The sequence below is a fragment of the Brevibacillus brevis genome (assembly GCF_900637055.1).
Lineage (GTDB): Bacteria > Bacillota > Bacilli > Brevibacillales > Brevibacillaceae > Brevibacillus > Brevibacillus brevis.
This window is the reverse complement of record NZ_LR134338.1, coordinates 2,101,019-2,119,400: the sequence shown is the minus strand read 5'-3', so window position 1 is coordinate 2,119,400 and position 18,382 is coordinate 2,101,019. Positions and strand designations below refer to the sequence as shown.

The window sequence follows — 18,382 nt, the reverse complement described above, 5'->3', positions numbered from 1 at the left end:
ACTTCTGCTCGTTACCTAATACTGATTTTCTTCAAATGGAATGGATGGTAAATGCTCCTGGAAAAACTCAGCAAGAGCGGCTGCCTCGTTCTCCGAATCCAGCCTGAAAATTTTTTGCAGATATCCTGGATTCACCGCATCGTCCGAACTGAGAAGAGTCGATTGCCCTGTCTGCATACAGATCACCAACGGCTTCCCATAAAACTTGTGTGTAAATACCATGCCAAAGTCGTAACGTGTTCCCTCTGAAATAAAGCCAAGGAAACGTACATTAGCGTTCTCCGAAACATCGTATAAGTGGTCGTAGTGCTCCATCAGCAATCCCTCCTCAACAGTATTTTGGCCTCCGAATTTCGTGAAATATTCGGATTATTCACTAGTATAATCGAAAAATCACGTTTTTGCTACCCAAACAGCATCATTTACCAGACGCGTCGGGTTAATTACCCTGTCTTCCCCTTCTTGAATCCATCTCACTTTTTCTGCACCATGCAACGATTGCGCGACAAAGGAGAGACATTCAAAGAACAGTTCAACTACTGCTGTACTGTATCGTTCCTCCATTTTCTCCAATGCATACGTCAATCTAAAAATATCTGGTACACTTCTTCGACTGGCTTCCAATACTTCTTTTCCTTTTTCAGTCGGGTATACGTGAACCACACGCCCATCCAACTCCGACTTTTCGATGGTCACCATGCCTTTCTCCATTAACTTCTTGATATGAATGACAATCGATGAGGGATGCCAGAAGGTCCAATCTGCAATTTGCGTGACGCGTACACCTTCATAACAGTAGATGATCCAGAGAATGTTTAACTGTACGGAGGAATCCAATTCGGCTTCCTTCGCTGCCCGCTCCCAGTCTTCTTTGTTCACCACATCGATGGCGCGCATGGTGTTTAAAGCTTCGAATACGTGTCTAATTGAGGCCTCCTGCATGCGTATATTCCTCCATGATCCTTTATCGTTCATCTAATGGCTATATAAATATGATATATATTTTACACTTTTCAGAAAAAACACGCAATTGTTTTTGGTCGCCAACTGCCTCATTGCCAAAGAGTGGAAGACAATGCTACACTAAACGCACAGAATACCGGTACTAGGAGTGAGTGCAGTCGTGAAACTTCAATCGGCCTACATCTATTTCGTTGATGGTTCTACCGCAGCATCTGTAAGTATTGACGACGTGAAAGCCAAGTTTACGCGATACGTTGACATGACCTCAAAAACAGGAAAGCAGTTGGGCTGGACCTATGCAGACGCCGCTTTCCCTTACACCCTAGAAGAACGCTCAGAAGGAAAGGACTCGTGGTTCCTTCTCAAAGGTAAAGACCCAAACATGTACAAAGCCATCGTTGTTGGAGTCGGGAGCAAAAATGAAAACGGTTCCGAGAAGCACTACATACAAGTGTCCCTTCCTGAATCAGCGACGCATGGCGATAAAAACAAGGCAAATGAGTACTGTCGATACTTGGCACGTGATTATAAAGCAGAGCTGCACCTCTTCAACAAGCGCATTCAATACTTCCAACCTCGAAAGCCATAATGAAAAACGTAAAAACAGTCGAGAAATATCGACTGTTTTTTCATGTTCAGGCCTATTGCCCCTGACCTCTTTTTTTCATACGAATAACAAAGAGAGGAAAGGGGTGAGCTTATGGAAGCGCAAACATTTATACAGTTGGTTGCTGACCACGCCAAAAAGTCTTATCTGAACCATCGTCTATTCCCCTCCATTATCATAGCGCAAGCCATACTCGAGTCAGGTTGGGGTAAAAAAGTACCTGTTGACCCTGCCACTGGGACATCCTCGTACAACCTCTTTGGAATAAAGGGAACAGGACCTGCCGGCTCTGTCACCATCGAAAGCAAAGAGGTGGAAAACGGAAAGACGGTTACACGTACTTCCCAGTTCCGCGCTTATGAAAATTACCAGCAATCTATGGAAGACCATACCCAGTTTTTACGTAAGCCCGCTTACAAAAACGTGCTTGCAGCCACTACTCCCGCACAAGCGGCACAGGCTTTGGAAGAAGCCGGGTACGCTACCGATCCTGCGTACGCTGAAAAGCTGACGCGCCTCATTCAGACGTACAACTTGTCTCAGTACGATCAAGTCGCCTCAGAAGAGCCACAAGCGTTTCCTCCCTGGAAATTGGAGCTGGGCAATCGTGCGTTACAGGAGGGCTTGCTGACCTCACCTGAATGGCTAAATAAATTAGACGAACCAATGCCAGTATGGGCTGTTCTAGCGGTTGCCCTGCGGCTTCTGGACAAACAGCGAGAGAAGCCATGAGTCCATAAATAAAAATCAAAAGCCCCATTGCCACAAGCAAATCTCGTGGGTAATGGGGCTGTTTCGTATAAAAATGCAGTTGCCTCAGTCGTACGTTGCTTGAGCACGTTGATCAAATCATTTGAGACCTGGACAGCGAATAAAACCTTCCGTCCACCATCCGAATTCCCAGATCGACGCAATATTCCAATCCTTGCGTCACTCCGTACAAAATCCATTCGGAAGAACGGTGGTTGATATCAAAATCAGTGTAAAGGTCAGTGCCATCATTTCGGATCTCTTTGCGGTACGTCACATCAAAAAGGCGTAGGACAAAAGGCAGTTCAGCGAACGGAATAGCAAACTTTCGCTCTATTTCTTGCTCGAACTCCTTCGTCATGCTCCACTCTGCCTGAATGGATTGCTCATCTTTCCAGGCAATGCGTATACTCGGGCCTTCTACATCCGTGGACGATCGCGGGGGATTTGTCTCCATTCGCTCCCATCGTTCCTTTCTTTCATGTACTTGCTATTACCAAGTATATTGGCTTTTCCGTATATTATAGCACGGGGACATGCAAAGTGGAAACGCATCCAAGCCATAATTTTTAACGCCCAACTGTAAATGTATTTTCACCGACGGTTACATAAGAAGTGAATTTCTCGGATTTCATTTGAACTTGTACTTTATAAGTGCCGTATGCTTCGAGTTTCGTAGATACAAAAGGCTCAGAAAAATAGAAGCTGTTTGCATTTTGCGTGGAGTATTTCCATTCTTTCCCTTTAGATACTTCTTTGCCGTCCGGTCCGATCAACACAAGTTGCATGCGCAAGTCTTTGGCAACAGGCGCGTCATCAACCTCTACGAACACGTTAAACGTACGAGGCACATTTTTGTCGCTGTATCCTTTGACAGGGTTGCTGAAAACGACATTTTTATTGCGGGTCTGCTGAATCCCTTCGACCACAATAATATTCACATTTGGCTTAATCACTTGCAATTTCCCAGATTGCTGATCGTAATCGGTGAAACCACCGAGCTTGTTCACTATTGATTCTACCGATTCGGCCTTGGATGCTGGCATTTCACTCGCTACGGTTTCCGCACCGAAAAATACGCGCATCGCACCCTCTCCCAGCGCAGTAGTGCTCCCCACCCCTGCTGCTACAGTCAACGCCAACAAGGCCGATAACCATGCTTTTTTCATGTCAATAATCCTCCTGTATGTGTGCGCGGCAGCGCTTGTTTTTCCGGAATTTCTTCTCTCTAGTTTATACGTTTGGAAAAGGAAATAGTTGTGCTGCCCTGATAAGTTTTTTCAACAATATCCACATTATCCACAAGCACAAAATGCTTAGGAAGAAAGACTTATGCACAGAGATGTTAGTAACTACTTCTTACTCTTGACGAGAATATACGGTTGGGAATGACACAGAAAAAAGAGCGGCTATCCAGCCACTCTTTTTTACTCCAGACACCTGCTACTTCTGTTGTGAAAGCCATGTAAAATACCGGGAGACCAGTCGAATGGCAACCTCGATCGCGTCTTCGTTCGGCTCAATTTTGGAATGGTGCAAGCCGTACGGCGTTTGCACACCCAGCCAGAACAAAAAGCCGGGGATTTCTTTCAAAAAGTAACCGAAGTCTTCTCCGGTCATGGCTTCCTTGCAGGTGATGAGAGTTACATCTTCACATTGTTCCTGTACCCATTGCATGAAGTCTGTCGTTAGCTGCTCCTCGTTGTAAACCTGGCAGTAGCCGACACCGTAGTCAATCGTTGCCTGGCAATCAAAGCCTATTTCCACTCCCTTTACGAGAGATTCAATGCGGCTCTTGACGAGCGCCATCGATTCCATCGAAAAGGTTCGGATGGTCCCTTCTAGCCTGGACTTCTCTGCGATGATGTTCTGCTTCGTCCCGCTCTCCAGCTTGCCAATCGTTACGACGGCCGAATCCAATGGATCTATATTGCGCGAAATAATCGATTGAAGCTGTGTCACAAGATGGCTTCCTGCAACCACCATGTCATTCGCCTTGTGCGGGAAGGCTGCATGCCCCCCTTTGCCAACCAAATCAATGTACAACTCAGAAGTGTTGGCAAACAAAATTCCTGGCTTCGTCGCAATATGACCAACTGGATATTCTGGCGCGATATGCAGGGCAAAAATACAGTCCGGTCGCCACCCTGCAAACTCTTCACTTTCCAACATCGGCTGTGCACCGCCAGGCCCTTCTTCTGCCGGCTGGAAGAGGAACAGCAAATCATCTGCTATCGGATGTTCTGTAAAATGCGTCAGGAGGCCCAGAGCAATTGCCATATGCATGTCATGCCCGCAAGCATGCATGTATCCTTCATGAAGCGAGCGAAACGGATAGGACGTTTCCTCTACGATCGGCAGGCCATCCATATCCGTCCGCCAGGCAATTAATCGTTTTGGCTCTGTTCCTGCCAGCTTGACCAAAATGCCTGTCCGCCACGTTTTGATCTCGATTCGATCCTGGGGCAGCTTTTTCAAATAATCAAGCAAATATTGTTGCGTCTTCACTTCAGCAAAGCCTGGCTCCGGTATTTGGTGCAGGTCTCGGCGAATTTGTGTAAACAAAGAAGTCGTCAAGGTCTACGCCTCCTTTTTTGTGCCTGTTCTTGCTGTTAATTGCTCCTCAAACACGGCAAGGAAACGGTCCACATCAGCTTTTGTCAACGTCAGAGGCGGAAGCAGACGAACAATCGTTTTCTGCGTCACGTCAACGAGAATTCCTTCGTCAAGCAATGCTTGCTGCAAGTGACTTACCTCTTCCGGGGTGGAAGAGAGCGGAATTCCAACCATCAAGCCTTTTCCGCGAAGAGATTGCAGCTGATCTGGAAGACGCATCCGCAACGCTTCCAAGCCTGACCACAGATACGCAATTACTTCTTCTACGTGAGCGATGAAGGCTGGATCAAGCAATTCGTCCAACACGACATTCCCCAGGGCAGCAGACAGTGGTGATGGTGCGAACGTCGTTCCGTGATCCCCCGGTTTGAACTGGTTCATCAGCTTTGGACCAGCGATGACTCCGCCAAGGGGAAGCCCTCCCCCTATGCCTTTGGCAAAAAGGATAAGGTCTGGCGTTACGCCTGCATGCTCATAAGCAAACAGCTTTCCTGTTCTGCCCATTCCTGTCTGGATTTCGTCCATGACAAAGAGCATGCCTTCTTGTTCACAGATGGCAGCTACCTCTCGCAAGAACGCTTCCGTTAGCGGCACCACACCGCCGGAACCCAAGACTGGCTCCATCAGGACTGCAGCGGGCCTTGCTTCCTGGCAAATCGCTCGCAATCCTTCCGTGTCCTCCACATCCAGTTCATAAACAGGAAAAGCTGGCTGAGGAAAGTCTTGATAGACATGAGCCTGCCTCGTCAAACGCACTGCTCCAAGTGTTCGTCCGTGAAAGCTGTTGCGTAAGACAACGATGCCTTCACGACCTGCTCCCTCATTCTTCGTCCATTTGTGAATCAGCTTGATCGCAGACTCTGTAGCCTCGGCACCAGAGTTGGTGAAAAACACTTTCCCACTGATGCTGTTCGCAACCAACCGCTCGGCCAAACGAATGGCCGGCTTGTTTAAAAATACATTGGAAATATGCAAGAAGCGCTCTCCCTGCTCACGCAGAGCCTGTACAATGCGCGGATGAGAATGACCCAGAACGTTTACCGCGAGTCCGGTAAACAAGTCGAGATAGCTCTTTCCGTTCGTATCGTACAAGTAATTTCCTTCGCCTTTTTCTATGGCAATCGGAATTCTTTTGTAAGAAGAGACGATATATTGTTCATCGAGCGAACGCCAGTCCATGTACACTCTCTCCCTTACAGCTGACGTAGCTCCTGCTTGATCTCTGTCTTGGAACGAGTTTTTTCATCGATTTGCTTGATCACGCGTGCAGGCGTTCCCGCAACTACCACGTATGGAGGTACATCTTCAATCACGACAGCACCCGCTGCAACGACAGCACCTTTACCTACGCGTACGCCTTCCAGAATGACAGCATTTGCTCCGATGACAACATCATCCTCGACTACAACTGGCTGTGCAGATGGCGGCTCGATAACGCCCGCGATAACCGATCCCGCGCCGATGTGGCAGTTTTTCCCGATGGTTCCACGCCCACCTACGACAACATTCATGTCGATCATCGTGCCTTCACCGATAACTGCACCGATGTTAATGGAAGCACCCATCATGATGACCGCGTTGTTGCCGATTGTCACTTGGTCACGGATAATTGCGCCTGGCTCAATACGCGCTTGAATCCCTTTTGTATCCAGCAATGGAATAGCGGAATTGCGGCGGTCGCTTTCTACTACATAATCTTCAATTTTGTCCGCGTTAGCAGCGAGTACTGGCTCAATCTCTTTCCACTCACCAAAAACAACACCAGTTGAGCCAGTAATGAAAGCTTTGGAGCTAGCACCGAAGTCGATTCCCTCCAGGTTCCCTTTCACATATACCTTCACTGGTGTTTTCTTTTCGCTTTTTTGAATAAACGCGATAATTTCGTTGGCATCCATCATGTTCATAGTTACATCCTCCTCAAAATAACAGCATGGTAAATCAAAAAAAGCAATGAGTGCATTCGCTATCTCATTGCTCTTGATACTACAGAAGCAAATCATAAATAGCGCTCCACAAAAAGACGAAAGGTCCCTTGTGACAGGATGTTCATTTTTCATGAGACACCCCAGCCTGTGCTACGTAGGGGCATAGCATAAGCTTCGGCGCTTTAGCCTTTCTTCCTTCTCCTACCCCCTGGCAGATTGCGAAAAGGCTTACTCTTCTTCGGCGCACCTCTATTTAGTGTACATTATTATAATTTTATTTAACTCTACCAAAATGAATGAGACGTGGCAATAAGAAAAAAGTTATTGACAACGATTCTCATTTTCATTATTTTATTTGTGAGAATGATACTCATTATCTAATTGGAGGTTTTACGTTTTATGAGCATTTTGATGGTATACGCGAGCATGACAGGGAATACACAGGAGATTGCTGAAGCAATTGCAGAAGGTATTCGTTCAACTGGTGCTGAGCTGGAGATAAAAGAAGTGATGGATGCAAACGCAAAAGAACTCGAAGCATACGACGGAATCTTGCTTGGCGCCTACACATGGGGCGATGGCGAACTGCCAGACGAATGCCTGGATTTTTATGAAGAAATGGACGATATTGACCTCAGCGGGAAAAAGGTTGTTGCTTTTGGCTCTTGCGACTCCGCTTACGAGCATGTTGGTGCAGCTGTTGATATTTTGCTGAAAAAAGCGAGTGAGCGTGGCGCGGAAACACCAATGGAAGGATTGAAAATCGAGCTTTCTCCTACTGCAAAAGAAGTGGAAACTTGCAAAGCATTTGGGGTATCGTTTGCTGAATTGCTCGGCTAATTGATGTTTCTCAAATACTCTGGCACATGATATACTATCAATCCAACTTTTTAAGGAGGATTGATCTCATGTCACTACATACGGACGAGATTCTCTTACGGCCTCTCCAACAACAAGACGCAGCCGAGCTCCTAGAGCTTCGGCTGCGCAATCATGACTTTCTCCAACCATTTGAACCGATCCGCCCCGCTTCTTTTTTGACCCTCCCAGGACAGCAAGAGCAGATTTCACAAGCTCAGAATGATTTTGAACATGGTACTGCCTATGCTTTCGGCGTATTCTCCCGAGAATCCGGAAAGATGATTGGCCGTGTAGCGCTTTCGAATGTCGCACGTGGTGCGTGGCAAAATGCAACGATTGGTTACTTCATGGATCAGGCGTGCAATGGCAAAGGCTATACGACATCAGCAGTAAATCTTGCCCTTCGCTTTGCTTTAACGGATGCTAGGCTGCATAGGGTACAAGCCGCTGTCATGCCTCGCAATCAAGCTTCCATTCGCGTCTTGGAAAAAAACCGTTTTCGCCAGGAAGGCCTTTCGTTACGTTATTTGCAAATTAACGGTGTATGGGAGGACCATCTCATCTTCGCTCTTACTGCTGAGGAGTGGTCTCAGTAATCTCCTCGCTCTTTTCACTCTCACGTAGCCGCTCCAGGATGCGCCGTTTACGGTATAGCATCATCCCCGCTTCGGCGACATCCTGTACGGTTGAGCGATTCAAATACGCCCCGAACAAAATACCCGCAATGGGCACCATCTGAAATAATTTTTTCCACCCATAGTTTTCTGTGTATGTTACTACGACTTCACGCCATCCCTGCAATTGCGCCATCACCTCTCTCTGCGCACTTGGATCATCAAAGCGAGAGAGCTCAGCGAGTATCGCTTTTTTCCCTACGATGTCTGATGAAGCAAACTGCAAGCATTTGACGACAAACAGCCGCTCCCTCTTCTCTTCTGGTCGATAGCCATAGGCTAGAGCCATCTCTTGTAATACTTTTAGGGATGTCCCCATCAATAACGGGATATCGATTGCGAGGGTAAAAATCCCCCCGAAGCCAGTCGTCGCACCTTGTACCGTGGCAAAATTCGCACGTGAATCCTTCAGCTCCAACGCGACATCATTCATGATCGTAAGCGGTACAGCAACAATCTCCTCCTTGCCCATAACAGAAGTGCCCTGTCCCTCTAACCGTTTGCCAAACCGCTTGTAAATCGGTTCATCCTGCACCAAATATGTTCCACCTGTCTCAAGAAAGGCTGCCATTTCATCTACGGCTTTTCCCAGCTTCTCTTGAACGAATGCAGGCGTAATCCGATCCAACAGAACAAAAGGAAGTCTGCCAAGCTTTTCCCAGAACCACAAGTCGTTCTGGTCCTTCTCCCAAGCCTCTACTTCATGTAATGCCGTAACTAATGTCTCCCTAGACTCTTTCAACCCCAACAACCTCCCTGGCTGCTCACTCAGCTTCTCCTCGCCTCCACTCCACTGACATTGGTTGCGCAAGATGGACTTGATATAGTCCTGCAACTCTTTTGACGTGGCGTGACAGACGAATTCTTTTTTATTTCTTACGATTCCCAGCTTCAAATGTTTCACTTGCTCTCCTTCGATCTGAAACCCGAACTTTTCCAAGATCGCCTTCTGCTCGTTTGTCACAGGACTTCCTCCCCTTATAGTCGAAAACCCCCATGCCAAAATGCAAGGGGGTCAATCGTTATTTCACTTCGATTGTGAATGCGATCGTTTCTTTTCGTTCATCAACGTCTGTTTTTTTGACTGATCTTTTTTGTCTTTGAACGAGTCGACAAGTCTTGTTGCTAAGGATATTGGTTATTTTGATCTCGTATTTACCGGGCTGCTGCCGATCAATGAACTTGCTGATATCAAGTGATTCCAGTCCGTTTTCAGTGCCGTCATCGCGATTTGAAGGCTTAATGTCAGTGATTTCTTTTCCTTCGTAGTAGATCTCGATCCGATTTTCTGATGATATCGTAGCACTGCTATGCTCTTGTCTAGCACCGATGGCGTTCTCTCCATATTTCCACTCATACTTGGGCATATGGTAAGAGGAAGCCTTCCTACTCTCTCTAACTTTCTTCGTCCCAGTCCGCTCTGCATACGTGGAGATGAGTTGTAGGTTCTCCAATTCAGCAAGATCGCTATCAGATTCCACAGTCACAAGATCTCCATTGCGATATTCCTTGCCCTCTTTTCCTCTCATGAACATCGGTGCTTGTGGTGGAGCTATACCTGAATCACCTGGATCACAACTTTGGGACGCTGGGATTGGTGGCGTATCCTCAATGACCTGTATGTAACCGCACCATGTCTTAGCAGGGTCCCTTTTGCTGTAATAGTTTACCTTGTAACGCCCTGGCTTATAGCCCGACAGTAACAAGCCTGTATGATCCCAATTCAATTTATCACTATCGACCACGACGTTATCGACTGCCCATACTCCTGGTCCTTCATCGTCATCAGCTTCACTACCGAATTCGATATGCTCTGCTGCTGTAGTCAGCCATATCACATGTACCGGGTTTTGATAGAGCCTCACTGTATTGTCTGATGAATACACATTTGCTTTCTCGACCATGAGTGTAGATTTTTCGTTTGGCTGCATCAACACATCCAACGTGACGTCTCCGCTTGTGGGACCACAAGCATTCGGTGCACCTGGAATTTGTATGTAAATCGTAGTCGACGTAGACCCCCCCCATAAGGAATCCGTTTTGTTTTCCTTGGAATCTGGCTCAAATGTGACAGAAATCGTCATACCTGCCAGCATTTTCGGGATATCAACTTCAAAATGTTGCGCATTCGTCAACGTTTGTCCAGTTCCGTTCACCGACCATCGACCTAGGTATGCCGAATACAAGGAAATCTTACCTGGTGGCTCCGGGGCAGTAATGGTCTGATCCGGCGCGAGTTTTTGACCGCTTGCATCTGTACCCATATACAGCTCCGCCATGCCAATCTGAACCGTCGTAGTCCAAGTCGACATTGAGGTATCGTCAGGTAGAAAAAGGAGCTGGTATTGACCAGTCAACAACGTACCTGTTGAAAACACAGTAGCAGGAACAGATCTCATTTCTTGGTTCGTAGACTTGTTTGTTAGCTTCCACGTACCAGGTACAGAACTGTTAAAATCAGTTGACCCCATATTTCCGAAAATGGTCGTCTGCCCGCCTGTCGCCAACGGCTCACCCTCTGCTTTTTCCCCCTTATAAATACGTGGGTAATTTTGTGCTTCTACCTGAAAGCTCACGTGTAACGTACTGCTCTTTTCATTAGCATCAGTCACTACAAAGGTCAACGTATGAGAGCCAGCTGACAATTTCGCTGCGGGAATTGTAAAGCGAGGTACCTGCCATTTGAACACAGCTTGATTTGAGCTTTGCTCCATTTGAAACTCCGTTAATTCTGCACCATCCAAATATACTTGCTTCCGACTAAGATTTGTTCCATTTCCATAAGTGGTCTGTATCACATCAATATCAAGTGGTGTCTCCGGAGGTAGAATAAACTCATCATTCTTCACCCAGTTCCAACCTTTTGAATCCAGTCCCGCAACCTGATAATCGTTAAAGATAACCATATCGTGAACAGGCTGCTTCCGGATTGGCTTAGATACTTGGCTGTTTTTTTTCATTGATGCTGTTGCCCCGGCTCCCATGGCTGGCGGTACTGACACACCTGACAAAAAAGTACCAGTTGCCAAACACACGAGAAGTGCTTTTACAACCCATTTTTTCACGAACTGTCCTCCTACTTTTTTGTCTTACGTATTTGCATTTGAACAACTGATTTTATTCGACAATAACCGTGTTATATCCTTTAAGTTCGCACACTTTTTCCTAAGAGAGATATAGTTAAAAACTATCCGCTTAATAATTTATATAGATTTGACTTATGACTTCAAAGTCGGTAAAAAGGAAGAAAGGGAGGGGATTCAGATGGTTCAAACCAATCAATGGGATGCCGGGTTATACGACGCCAAAATGAATTTTGTTTCTGAATACGGCAAAGGGGTAGTGGACTGGCTACAACCGGCTCCTGGAGAAAGCATTCTGGATTTAGGCTGTGGAACAGGCGACCTGTGCGCTCAACTATCGCTTGCGGGAGCAAATGTGACAGGAATCGACTTTTCTGCCGCCATGATTGAGGCAGCTCGCCAAAAATATCCGCAGTTTGCCTTTGAAGTAGCCGATGCGCATACGTATCGAACAAATGTCAGCTACGACGCTGTCTTTTCCAATGCCGCACTCCACTGGATGAAACGTCCGGCAGAAGTCGTTGAAACCATTTGGTTGGCTCTTGCTCCCGGTGGACGCTTTGTTGCCGAATTTGGAGGACATGGCAATTGCGGACAAATCACAAAGGCATTACGGACTGTTTTGGCACGAAAAGGAATAGCTGCCGATGAACGCTCGCCTTGGTATTTTCCCAGCATTGGCGAGTACACGACTCTTTTGGAGAAGCAAGGCTTCCACGTCGTGCTTGCCTCCCATTTTGATCGTCCGACAGTCATGGCTGATGGAGACCTGGGGCTTTCGCATTGGCTGAATTCTTTTTGCAGTCCTTATTTTGCTGGACTGTCCTCAGATGAAATCCAGCAAGTATGTAGGGAAGTCACTGACTTACTGCGTTCTGCGCTGTTTCAAGAGGGTCACTGGGTGCTCGATTACAAGCGTATTCGCGTCCTTGCCCATAAGAAATCAGAGAATGATACGCTACATGGGGGAGCTGCACGATGACCCGTATTGCCTGTCTCCATGGACATTATTCGAACATTTCCCTCTTATCAGATGCGTTCGCAGCCTTTGACGTAGAGCTCATTCATTTTGTTGATCCAGGTTTACTCTTGCAAAACGCGGGAACACCTGTCCATACCACGGAACAATCACATGCCAAATTACGTGATCAACTAGCCTGGATGCAGAGCTGCACCGTAGATGCAATCATGATCACTTGCACGCAGTATGCCGGACTGGTAACACCAGAGGATGAGGCAACTGCCACTGTCCCCATCTTCACCATCGATGGACCTTTTTTTCATGAGATAGAACAGCATACGGAGCCACAAGTTCTGCTATTCTCCAATCCCGCTACTGTCCAACCTACGTTGGAGCGTCTCGTAAAACACGCCCATTCCTACAACCTACACCCAGAGATACAAGTAAGTATCGTCGAAAATGCTTTTGCCCTGCTCATGGAAAACAAGCAGGAAGCGTACAGAGAAGCGATAAAAGACGCCCTGTATCAACTCCACCAAACGTTTCCAGATCAACCTATTGCAGTGGCACAGCTCTCCATGGCACCTGTTGCTGATGAGTTTGCAAAGGAAAACGACTGTACAATCTCCCATCCTTTACATAGTTTGACGTCGCAAATGTCCGCAACGTTACAATTGCGTTCAAAGCGTTGAAGTGCGTATGAGTATAAAAAACAGCCCCGTTTGCTTAGGTCTTTGGCCAGTGGCAATGGGGCTGTCGCTATAAACGAATTCGATTGGCTTTTACATGCCTTCGGAGTTGGTCACCAGAACCTCTTCTCCCTCATTCAAGCCGCCTTTGATTTCAATAAAATCGTATCCTTCAATGCCGATTTCTACATCTTTCGGCATTGGATCTCCGGTGCTCGGATCTTTCACCATTACCGTTCCCTGACCTGGCCCCAGAATTTCAACCGCATTGCTTGGCAAGCGCAGGACATTCTGTGCTTGGGCGACGATAATATCGTTGTCTCCCGTCATCCCATGCTTAAAATCAGCCTTGTCTAGCAGTTCCACTTTTACCGCGAAACGAACTTCCTTGTCTTCTTTTTTCCCTTCCTTCGGAAGCTCTATGACTTTGCCTTTAAACGGCTCGGTACCGAACGCATACACATAAACATCGACATTTTGTCCAATTTTAATTTCGGGAATATCAAGCTCTCCAACGGCTGCCACAAAGTAAACAGAAGTCGTGTCCATAATAATGGCTGCAGGATCTGATCCTGGCGCTTCGCCTTCTTTTACTCCTAGCTTGGTGATGACACCGCTGATTGGCGCTGTTACTTGGTTCTTCGCAATTTCACGCTTTTTCTGCTCCATGTTCAATAAGGACGTTTTTAGCGCGAGCTCTTTTTCCTGCAGTTCCATAGAGGACGATTCCATATCCATCTTGAATAGTTGTTGCCCTACCTTGACTACATCGTCTTTTTTCACGTCGATTTTGCCAATTTTTCCGTGAGTACCCGCCAAAATTTCTATTTCATCTGGCAACTGGAATTCTTTCTGATTTCGGCTTACATATAAGAGGCCCTTATCATCCGTATACTGTACCTCACCCTTATCCCCAACATAGATTGCACCAGGTTTTTTGACCAAAACCTCGACATTGTGAATACCGCCCGCTCCTTCTACCTTTTCACCAATTCTATCGACTTCCGTTACGACACCATCCACAAAATACATGGAAGTTGGAATGAACACCTTCACTTTTTGACCTACACTGAATCGTTCAGACTCATAGGAGGTAAATTGTCCAATAATTTTCAAATAGTCGGTATTAGCAAGCTTGACTACTACCTGCTCCGGTCTTACATCTTGCCCTTCTTCCACAAGGACCTCAACCACTTTTCCTTCTTTAGTAGCCGTGATTTTGTCTTTCTTTTGTTTAATTTCATTTAGCTCTTTTTTCGCCTTTAAAATGTCCAGCTCCAGCTTTTGAATTTCCAACTGTGCATCCGAACTGTCTATCGTGAACAAGACATCGCCTTTTTTGACGGACTGCCCTTCCTTCACTAGCACACGTTGCACCTTGCCACTGAGCTCTGGCTTGACTTCCTCACGCGCCTTCGCTTCCACTGTACCTGCAGAGTTGATCGTCTTCTTGACGTCACCACGTTCCACGAGCGCTGTCGGGAAGTTCGGTTTTTCTTCTGGCTTTTCTTCTGTAACCTCTTCGCCCTTGAAGTACGAATAGCCGTAATAGCTTCCCCCTCCAAGAACGGCCACGACCGTGGCGATAATGATCCATTTTTTCTTGTTCATCTTACGTTCCTCACATTTCATCACTTATTCAGATCGAATCGCTTGCAGTGCACTTAAACGAGACGCACGGATCGCCGGGAAGATTCCCGCCAGCACCCCAATAATAAAGGAGAAGCCAATCGCAAAGAGTGCCAGCCAGCTCGGAATGACCGCCAATTTTGTAGGTTCAGCCTCTGGATCACCACCGCCGTAGCCCATGTTCAGACTATCCAAGAGACCCCCAGACGCTCCGAAGTAATTCACGAGCTCAACCGCTCCCCACGCCATACCGAGACCAGCCAGTCCACCAATTAAGCCAATAAAGCCTGATTCCATTAAGAACAGCCAACGAATATTCAACACAGTGGCTCCGATTACTTTCATGATACCAATCTCTTTGGTTCGCTCTAAAATCGACATGATCATCGTATTGACAATTCCAATGGTTGCGACGAGCAAGGAGATTGCTGCAATTCCTCCGAGGACCATCTGAATCACGAAGAAGAATTTATTGATGGTTTCCAGCTCACGTGCAGGCGACCATACTTCAAAGCCCTTTTCCTTCAAAGCTTGTACGACACCCTCGACTTTTTCCCGAGATTCTACCTTGACAGTAATTCTGTCAAATTCAAAAGTTTCCTTTTTGGCTTTATCGCGTGATCTGCGAGATGCTCCCTCTTCGACTTCGTCACCTCGACTGCGCGTGACCCACTCGTTCAGCTCTTTCACGACGTTAATCGGTACATAAACCGCGGCTGACGAGTTACGTTCTTCAGACTTCTTTAATTGACCGACAACCTTCACACGCAGTTCTTTTTTCTCGTATTTCGGTTCATCGTCGATGCGATATTCGCGTGACAAGATGAGAGTCCCCGCTCTGTCTACGAGATTGAAGGCCAGTGCTTCTCCGCCCCCGATATCAGGCGGCGGCATGTTGGACATTTCATTACGGCCACCTCCGGCCTTTCTTCGCCGTTCCTCGCGCTTTTCCTTTTCTACGTCGCGCAATTCTCTGGATACATCGAAAGCAACCACTATCTCTTGTGGCGCCCCTGTCAGATAGCTTCCTTTTTCAATGTCATTTTTGCGATAGGCAGCCGACTCATTTACATCCACCCCAATAAGCTGTACGTACCCTTCTCGTCTACCTACCTTGAGCTTCGCTTGCTCTCGTAATTCTTTTATCGGCATAACTGCCTGAATGCCAGGAATCTTTTTTAATTCCTGCACCGCTTGCATGTTCAGCTTCTTGACTTTATCCTCTGGAACATCGATCCATTCGCCATTTTCCTCGTACCAACGCAATGGCTCGACGTCCATCTCTGTCAAGTTTCCGAAGTTCTCCAAGCTTTTTACCGCACTTTCCTTAAGCCCTAAACTAAGTGCCATCATCGCAACGATTGCAGCCGTCCCGATCATGACACCAACCGACGTGAGGGCTGTCCGCAGCTTCATTCGCCACAGATTCCTCCAGACGATGCGAAAAGAATCCATTACCTTCACTGTTTGTTCACCTCATACCCTCGCCTACGCTGGTCTTGTCCTTTTTTGTACAACCCGTCCGTCCTGGAGATAAATGACGCGGTCGGACTGTTCCGCTACTTCCTGCTCATGGGTAACGATGATGAACGTAGTCCCATTTTCCTTGTTCATTTCTCTCATTAATAGGAGAATCTCTTGTTCGGTCTTCGAGTCCAGGTTCCCCGTCGGCTCATCCGCCAAGATGATGCCTGGCTGATTGACGAGCGCTCTCGCAATACTGACACGCTGCTGCTGTCCACCACTAAGCTCATTGGGTCTGTGGTCGATACGACCTTCCAGCCCTACGCGGTGTAGGATTTCCGTTGCTTTCGCCCGACGTTTTTTCTTGCTTTCGCCTGCAAAAATCAAGGGAAGTTCTACGTTTTCCAACGCTGTCAGATTGGGGAGCAGATTGTATGACTGGAAGATAAAGCCCATATTTTTACGGCGAAACATGCATAGTTCATTTTCGCTGTAGCTGGAAATTTCTGCTCCGCTAACCATGACACTTCCTTCCTCCGGCTTGGTCAAACCTGCAAGCAAATTCAAGAGCGTAGACTTGCCTGACCCCGACGAGCCACACAAAGCCACGAATTCGCCCTTGTTGATATGAAGGTTGATATCATACAGCACGGGAACTTTGATTTTTCCCGTTCCGTAGCTGTGATTGACCCCTGTCACCGTCAGCTCTCCTGTTGAATTGACCATCGTTTGTCGCACCTCATTCGTTCTTTCAAAATGGAAGCTTTCGTAAACATCACATACTAAAGACGTAACATTTCGCAAAACGTAACGCTTCTTTCGGAAACAATTTACGTTTTACAAAAAAACAATCTTTTCTTCAAAAATATGTAACAGCTATGTAACCTTTTGCAGCCTGCTGCGTAATACAATGTGAATGTCAACAAACCATGGAGGGTCGAAGAAGATGACTATCTATCGCTTTTTATTTGAAACAGCAACACGCAGATGGGTTGAAATCATCAAGGCACCCAGTATGTTTGAGGCAGCAAAGCAAGCCAAACAGCTTGCAACCAAGCGTTCCAAGTCCATGTCCACTACCATCAGCTTCTCTTTTCACCACGCTGCTTCTCAAGCATAAATGCACACATACATAAACCGCTTGCCCGCTATGGGAGGCGGTTTTTATATTTTGGGGATATTATTGACAGCACCGATTTCTTCCTCTTTAATATAGAGAGAGGCATTACAGTGCATGACAGTATAGATCCGCTTCGATTGTGCAGCGGTATACAAAGGGAGATAATCACAATGACCATGAAGAAAGCACTCACCATTGCAGGTTCCGACACCAGCGGCGGAGCTGGTCAGCAAGCAGACCTCAAAACGTTTCAGGAGCTTGGTGTTTTCGGGATGACCGCCCTCACCGTTATCGTAGCCCAAGATCCACATAACGAATGGTTTCACGAAGTGTTTCCGATCGATGTCGCGATCTTGGAAAAACAAATCGAAACCGTCCTCGCAGGAATTGGCGTAGATGCTGTAAAAACAGGGATGCTCGGAACCACTGAACTGGTTGACCTCGCTACCCGTAAAATAAAAGAATACAATTTGAAAAATGTTGTCGTTGACCCTGTGATGATCTGTAAGGGTGCAGATGAAGCACTCCATCCAGAAATTGCTGTCAGCCTGCGTGAAGTCTTGCTCCCGAACGCGACAGTTGCGACTCCTAACCTGTTCGAAGCTGGTATTCTCAGCCAAATGGGCGCACTGAAAAGTGTCGAGGACATGAAGGAAGCGGCGAAGCGCATCCACGACTTCGGTACCTCTTATGTCGTTGTAAAAGGCGGCAGCAAGCTCCAAAGCGGCAATGCTGTAGATGTTTTCTATGACGGGAAAACGCTCGAGGTATTGGAATCCGAGCGCTTTGAAACGAGCTTTACTCATGGTGCCGGCTGCACGTTCTCAGCTGCAATCTGTGCTGAATTGGCAAAAGGAAGCTCTGTACACAACGCAGTAGCTGTTGCCAAAGAGTTTATTACTGAAGCGATTCGCCACTCGTTTGCGCTCAATAAATATGTGGGACCTACTAATCACGGTGCGTACCGCATGAAAAAACACGGCGAAGCAATTTGCTAATCACGTCCTGGTAAGCAAAAACTCCTGACCATATCCGAGGCT

Annotated in this window: 20 protein-coding genes and 1 riboswitch; of the genes, 8 read left to right on the top strand and 12 right to left on the bottom strand. The window is 46.9% G+C overall.

Annotated elements, in window-relative coordinates; translation table 11 throughout:
• Positions 1-15 precede the first annotated feature (15 nt).
• On the bottom strand, positions 16-315 hold the full coding sequence (locus EL268_RS10625; RefSeq protein WP_106653181.1) for a DUF3055 domain-containing protein: 300 nt from the start codon (positions 313-315) through the stop codon (positions 16-18).
• 78 nt (positions 316-393) lie between these two features.
• Positions 394-942, bottom strand: a complete 549-nt coding sequence (locus tag EL268_RS10620; RefSeq protein WP_007723208.1) for a MarR family winged helix-turn-helix transcriptional regulator — start codon at positions 940-942, stop codon at positions 394-396.
• 181 nt (positions 943-1,123) lie between these two features.
• Between EL268_RS10620 and EL268_RS10615 the strand changes: the two genes are divergently transcribed.
• Both EL268_RS10615 and EL268_RS10610 read left to right on the top strand, forming a co-directional pair.
• Positions 1,124-1,552: a DUF1885 family protein gene (locus EL268_RS10615; RefSeq protein ID WP_106653180.1), complete on the top strand. Its 429-nt coding sequence runs from the start codon at positions 1,124-1,126 to the stop codon at positions 1,550-1,552.
• A 111-nt stretch (positions 1,553-1,663) separates the two neighbouring features.
• Entirely contained in the window at positions 1,664-2,302 is a 639-nt protein-coding gene (locus EL268_RS10610) for a glycoside hydrolase family 73 protein (RefSeq protein WP_106653179.1), read from the top strand.
• 112 nt (positions 2,303-2,414) lie between these two features.
• Here EL268_RS10610 and EL268_RS10605 read toward each other — a convergent pair whose 3' ends face one another.
• The 5 genes from EL268_RS10605 to dapD form a co-directional block, all read right to left on the bottom strand.
• The gene (locus EL268_RS10605; protein ID WP_007723202.1) at positions 2,415-2,777 is read right to left on the bottom strand and encodes a DUF4912 domain-containing protein; all 363 of its coding nucleotides are present in this window, start codon (positions 2,775-2,777) and stop codon (positions 2,415-2,417) included.
• A gap of 112 nt (positions 2,778-2,889) precedes the next feature.
• The gene (locus EL268_RS10600; protein ID WP_106653178.1) at positions 2,890-3,489 is read right to left on the bottom strand and encodes a hypothetical protein; all 600 of its coding nucleotides are present in this window, start codon (positions 3,487-3,489) and stop codon (positions 2,890-2,892) included.
• A 274-nt stretch (positions 3,490-3,763) separates the two neighbouring features.
• Complete coding sequence (locus EL268_RS10595) at positions 3,764-4,897, bottom strand: N-acetyldiaminopimelate deacetylase (protein WP_106653177.1); 1,134 nt, start codon at positions 4,895-4,897, stop codon at positions 3,764-3,766.
• A gap of 3 nt (positions 4,898-4,900) precedes the next feature.
• Entirely contained in the window at positions 4,901-6,115 is a 1,215-nt protein-coding gene (locus EL268_RS10590; RefSeq protein WP_106653176.1) for an aspartate aminotransferase family protein, read from the bottom strand.
• 14 nt (positions 6,116-6,129) lie between these two features.
• Positions 6,130-6,840, bottom strand: coding sequence for a 2,3,4,5-tetrahydropyridine-2,6-dicarboxylate N-acetyltransferase (gene dapD / locus EL268_RS10585; RefSeq protein ID WP_106653175.1), 711 nt, complete (start codon positions 6,838-6,840; stop codon positions 6,130-6,132).
• 91 nt (positions 6,841-6,931) lie between these two features.
• A riboswitch (Lysine riboswitch) is annotated at positions 6,932-7,121 on the bottom strand.
• A 139-nt stretch (positions 7,122-7,260) separates the two neighbouring features.
• Here dapD and EL268_RS10580 point away from each other — a divergent pair.
• Both EL268_RS10580 and EL268_RS10575 read left to right on the top strand, forming a co-directional pair.
• Positions 7,261-7,701 (top strand): flavodoxin, encoded by a 441-nt coding sequence (locus tag EL268_RS10580; protein WP_106653174.1) that lies wholly within the window; start codon positions 7,261-7,263, stop codon positions 7,699-7,701.
• A gap of 68 nt (positions 7,702-7,769) precedes the next feature.
• On the top strand, positions 7,770-8,318 hold the full coding sequence (locus tag EL268_RS10575; protein WP_106653173.1) for a GNAT family N-acetyltransferase: 549 nt from the start codon (positions 7,770-7,772) through the stop codon (positions 8,316-8,318).
• On the opposite strand, the gene EL268_RS10570 is transcribed toward EL268_RS10575, so the two are convergent.
• Together EL268_RS10570 and EL268_RS10565 are read right to left on the bottom strand one after the other, a co-directional pair.
• Positions 8,293-9,147 (bottom strand): EcsC family protein, encoded by an 855-nt coding sequence (locus EL268_RS10570; RefSeq protein ID WP_106653549.1) that lies wholly within the window; start codon positions 9,145-9,147, stop codon positions 8,293-8,295. The genes EL268_RS10575 and EL268_RS10570 overlap by 26 nt on opposite strands.
• Before the next feature lie 271 nt (positions 9,148-9,418).
• A complete protein-coding gene (locus EL268_RS10565; protein WP_106653172.1) occupies positions 9,419-11,461 on the bottom strand; it encodes a hypothetical protein in 2,043 nt (680 codons plus the stop codon).
• A 199-nt stretch (positions 11,462-11,660) separates the two neighbouring features.
• Between EL268_RS10565 and EL268_RS10560 the strand changes: the two genes are divergently transcribed.
• The gene (locus EL268_RS10560; RefSeq protein WP_106653171.1) at positions 11,661-12,461 is read left to right on the top strand and encodes a class I SAM-dependent methyltransferase; all 801 of its coding nucleotides are present in this window, start codon (positions 11,661-11,663) and stop codon (positions 12,459-12,461) included.
• Entirely contained in the window at positions 12,458-13,132 is a 675-nt protein-coding gene (locus tag EL268_RS10555) for a hypothetical protein (RefSeq protein WP_106653170.1), read from the top strand. Before EL268_RS10560 ends, EL268_RS10555 begins: the two co-directional genes overlap by 4 nt.
• Before the next feature lie 90 nt (positions 13,133-13,222).
• Here EL268_RS10555 and EL268_RS10550 read toward each other — a convergent pair whose 3' ends face one another.
• From EL268_RS10550 to EL268_RS10540, 3 genes are read right to left on the bottom strand one after another with little or no spacing between them, the layout of a single operon-like run.
• Positions 13,223-14,740 carry an HlyD family secretion protein gene (locus EL268_RS10550; RefSeq protein ID WP_106653169.1) on the bottom strand — a complete coding sequence of 506 codons (1,518 nt, stop codon included), beginning with the start codon at positions 14,738-14,740 and terminating at the stop codon, positions 13,223-13,225.
• A gap of 24 nt (positions 14,741-14,764) precedes the next feature.
• The gene (locus EL268_RS10545) at positions 14,765-16,222 is read right to left on the bottom strand and encodes an ABC transporter permease (RefSeq protein ID WP_106653168.1); all 1,458 of its coding nucleotides are present in this window, start codon (positions 16,220-16,222) and stop codon (positions 14,765-14,767) included.
• Between the two features lie 24 nt (positions 16,223-16,246).
• Positions 16,247-16,948: an ABC transporter ATP-binding protein gene (locus tag EL268_RS10540; protein WP_106653167.1), complete on the bottom strand. Its 702-nt coding sequence runs from the start codon at positions 16,946-16,948 to the stop codon at positions 16,247-16,249.
• A gap of 220 nt (positions 16,949-17,168) precedes the next feature.
• On the opposite strand from EL268_RS10540, the gene EL268_RS32735 reads away from it, so the two are divergent.
• Positions 17,169-17,342 (top strand): hypothetical protein, encoded by a 174-nt coding sequence (locus EL268_RS32735; protein WP_007723176.1) that lies wholly within the window; start codon positions 17,169-17,171, stop codon positions 17,340-17,342.
• A gap of 170 nt (positions 17,343-17,512) precedes the next feature.
• On the top strand, positions 17,513-18,340 hold the full coding sequence (gene pdxK, locus EL268_RS10535) for a pyridoxine/pyridoxal/pyridoxamine kinase (protein WP_106653166.1): 828 nt from the start codon (positions 17,513-17,515) through the stop codon (positions 18,338-18,340).
• Positions 18,341-18,382: the final 42 nt, after the last annotated feature.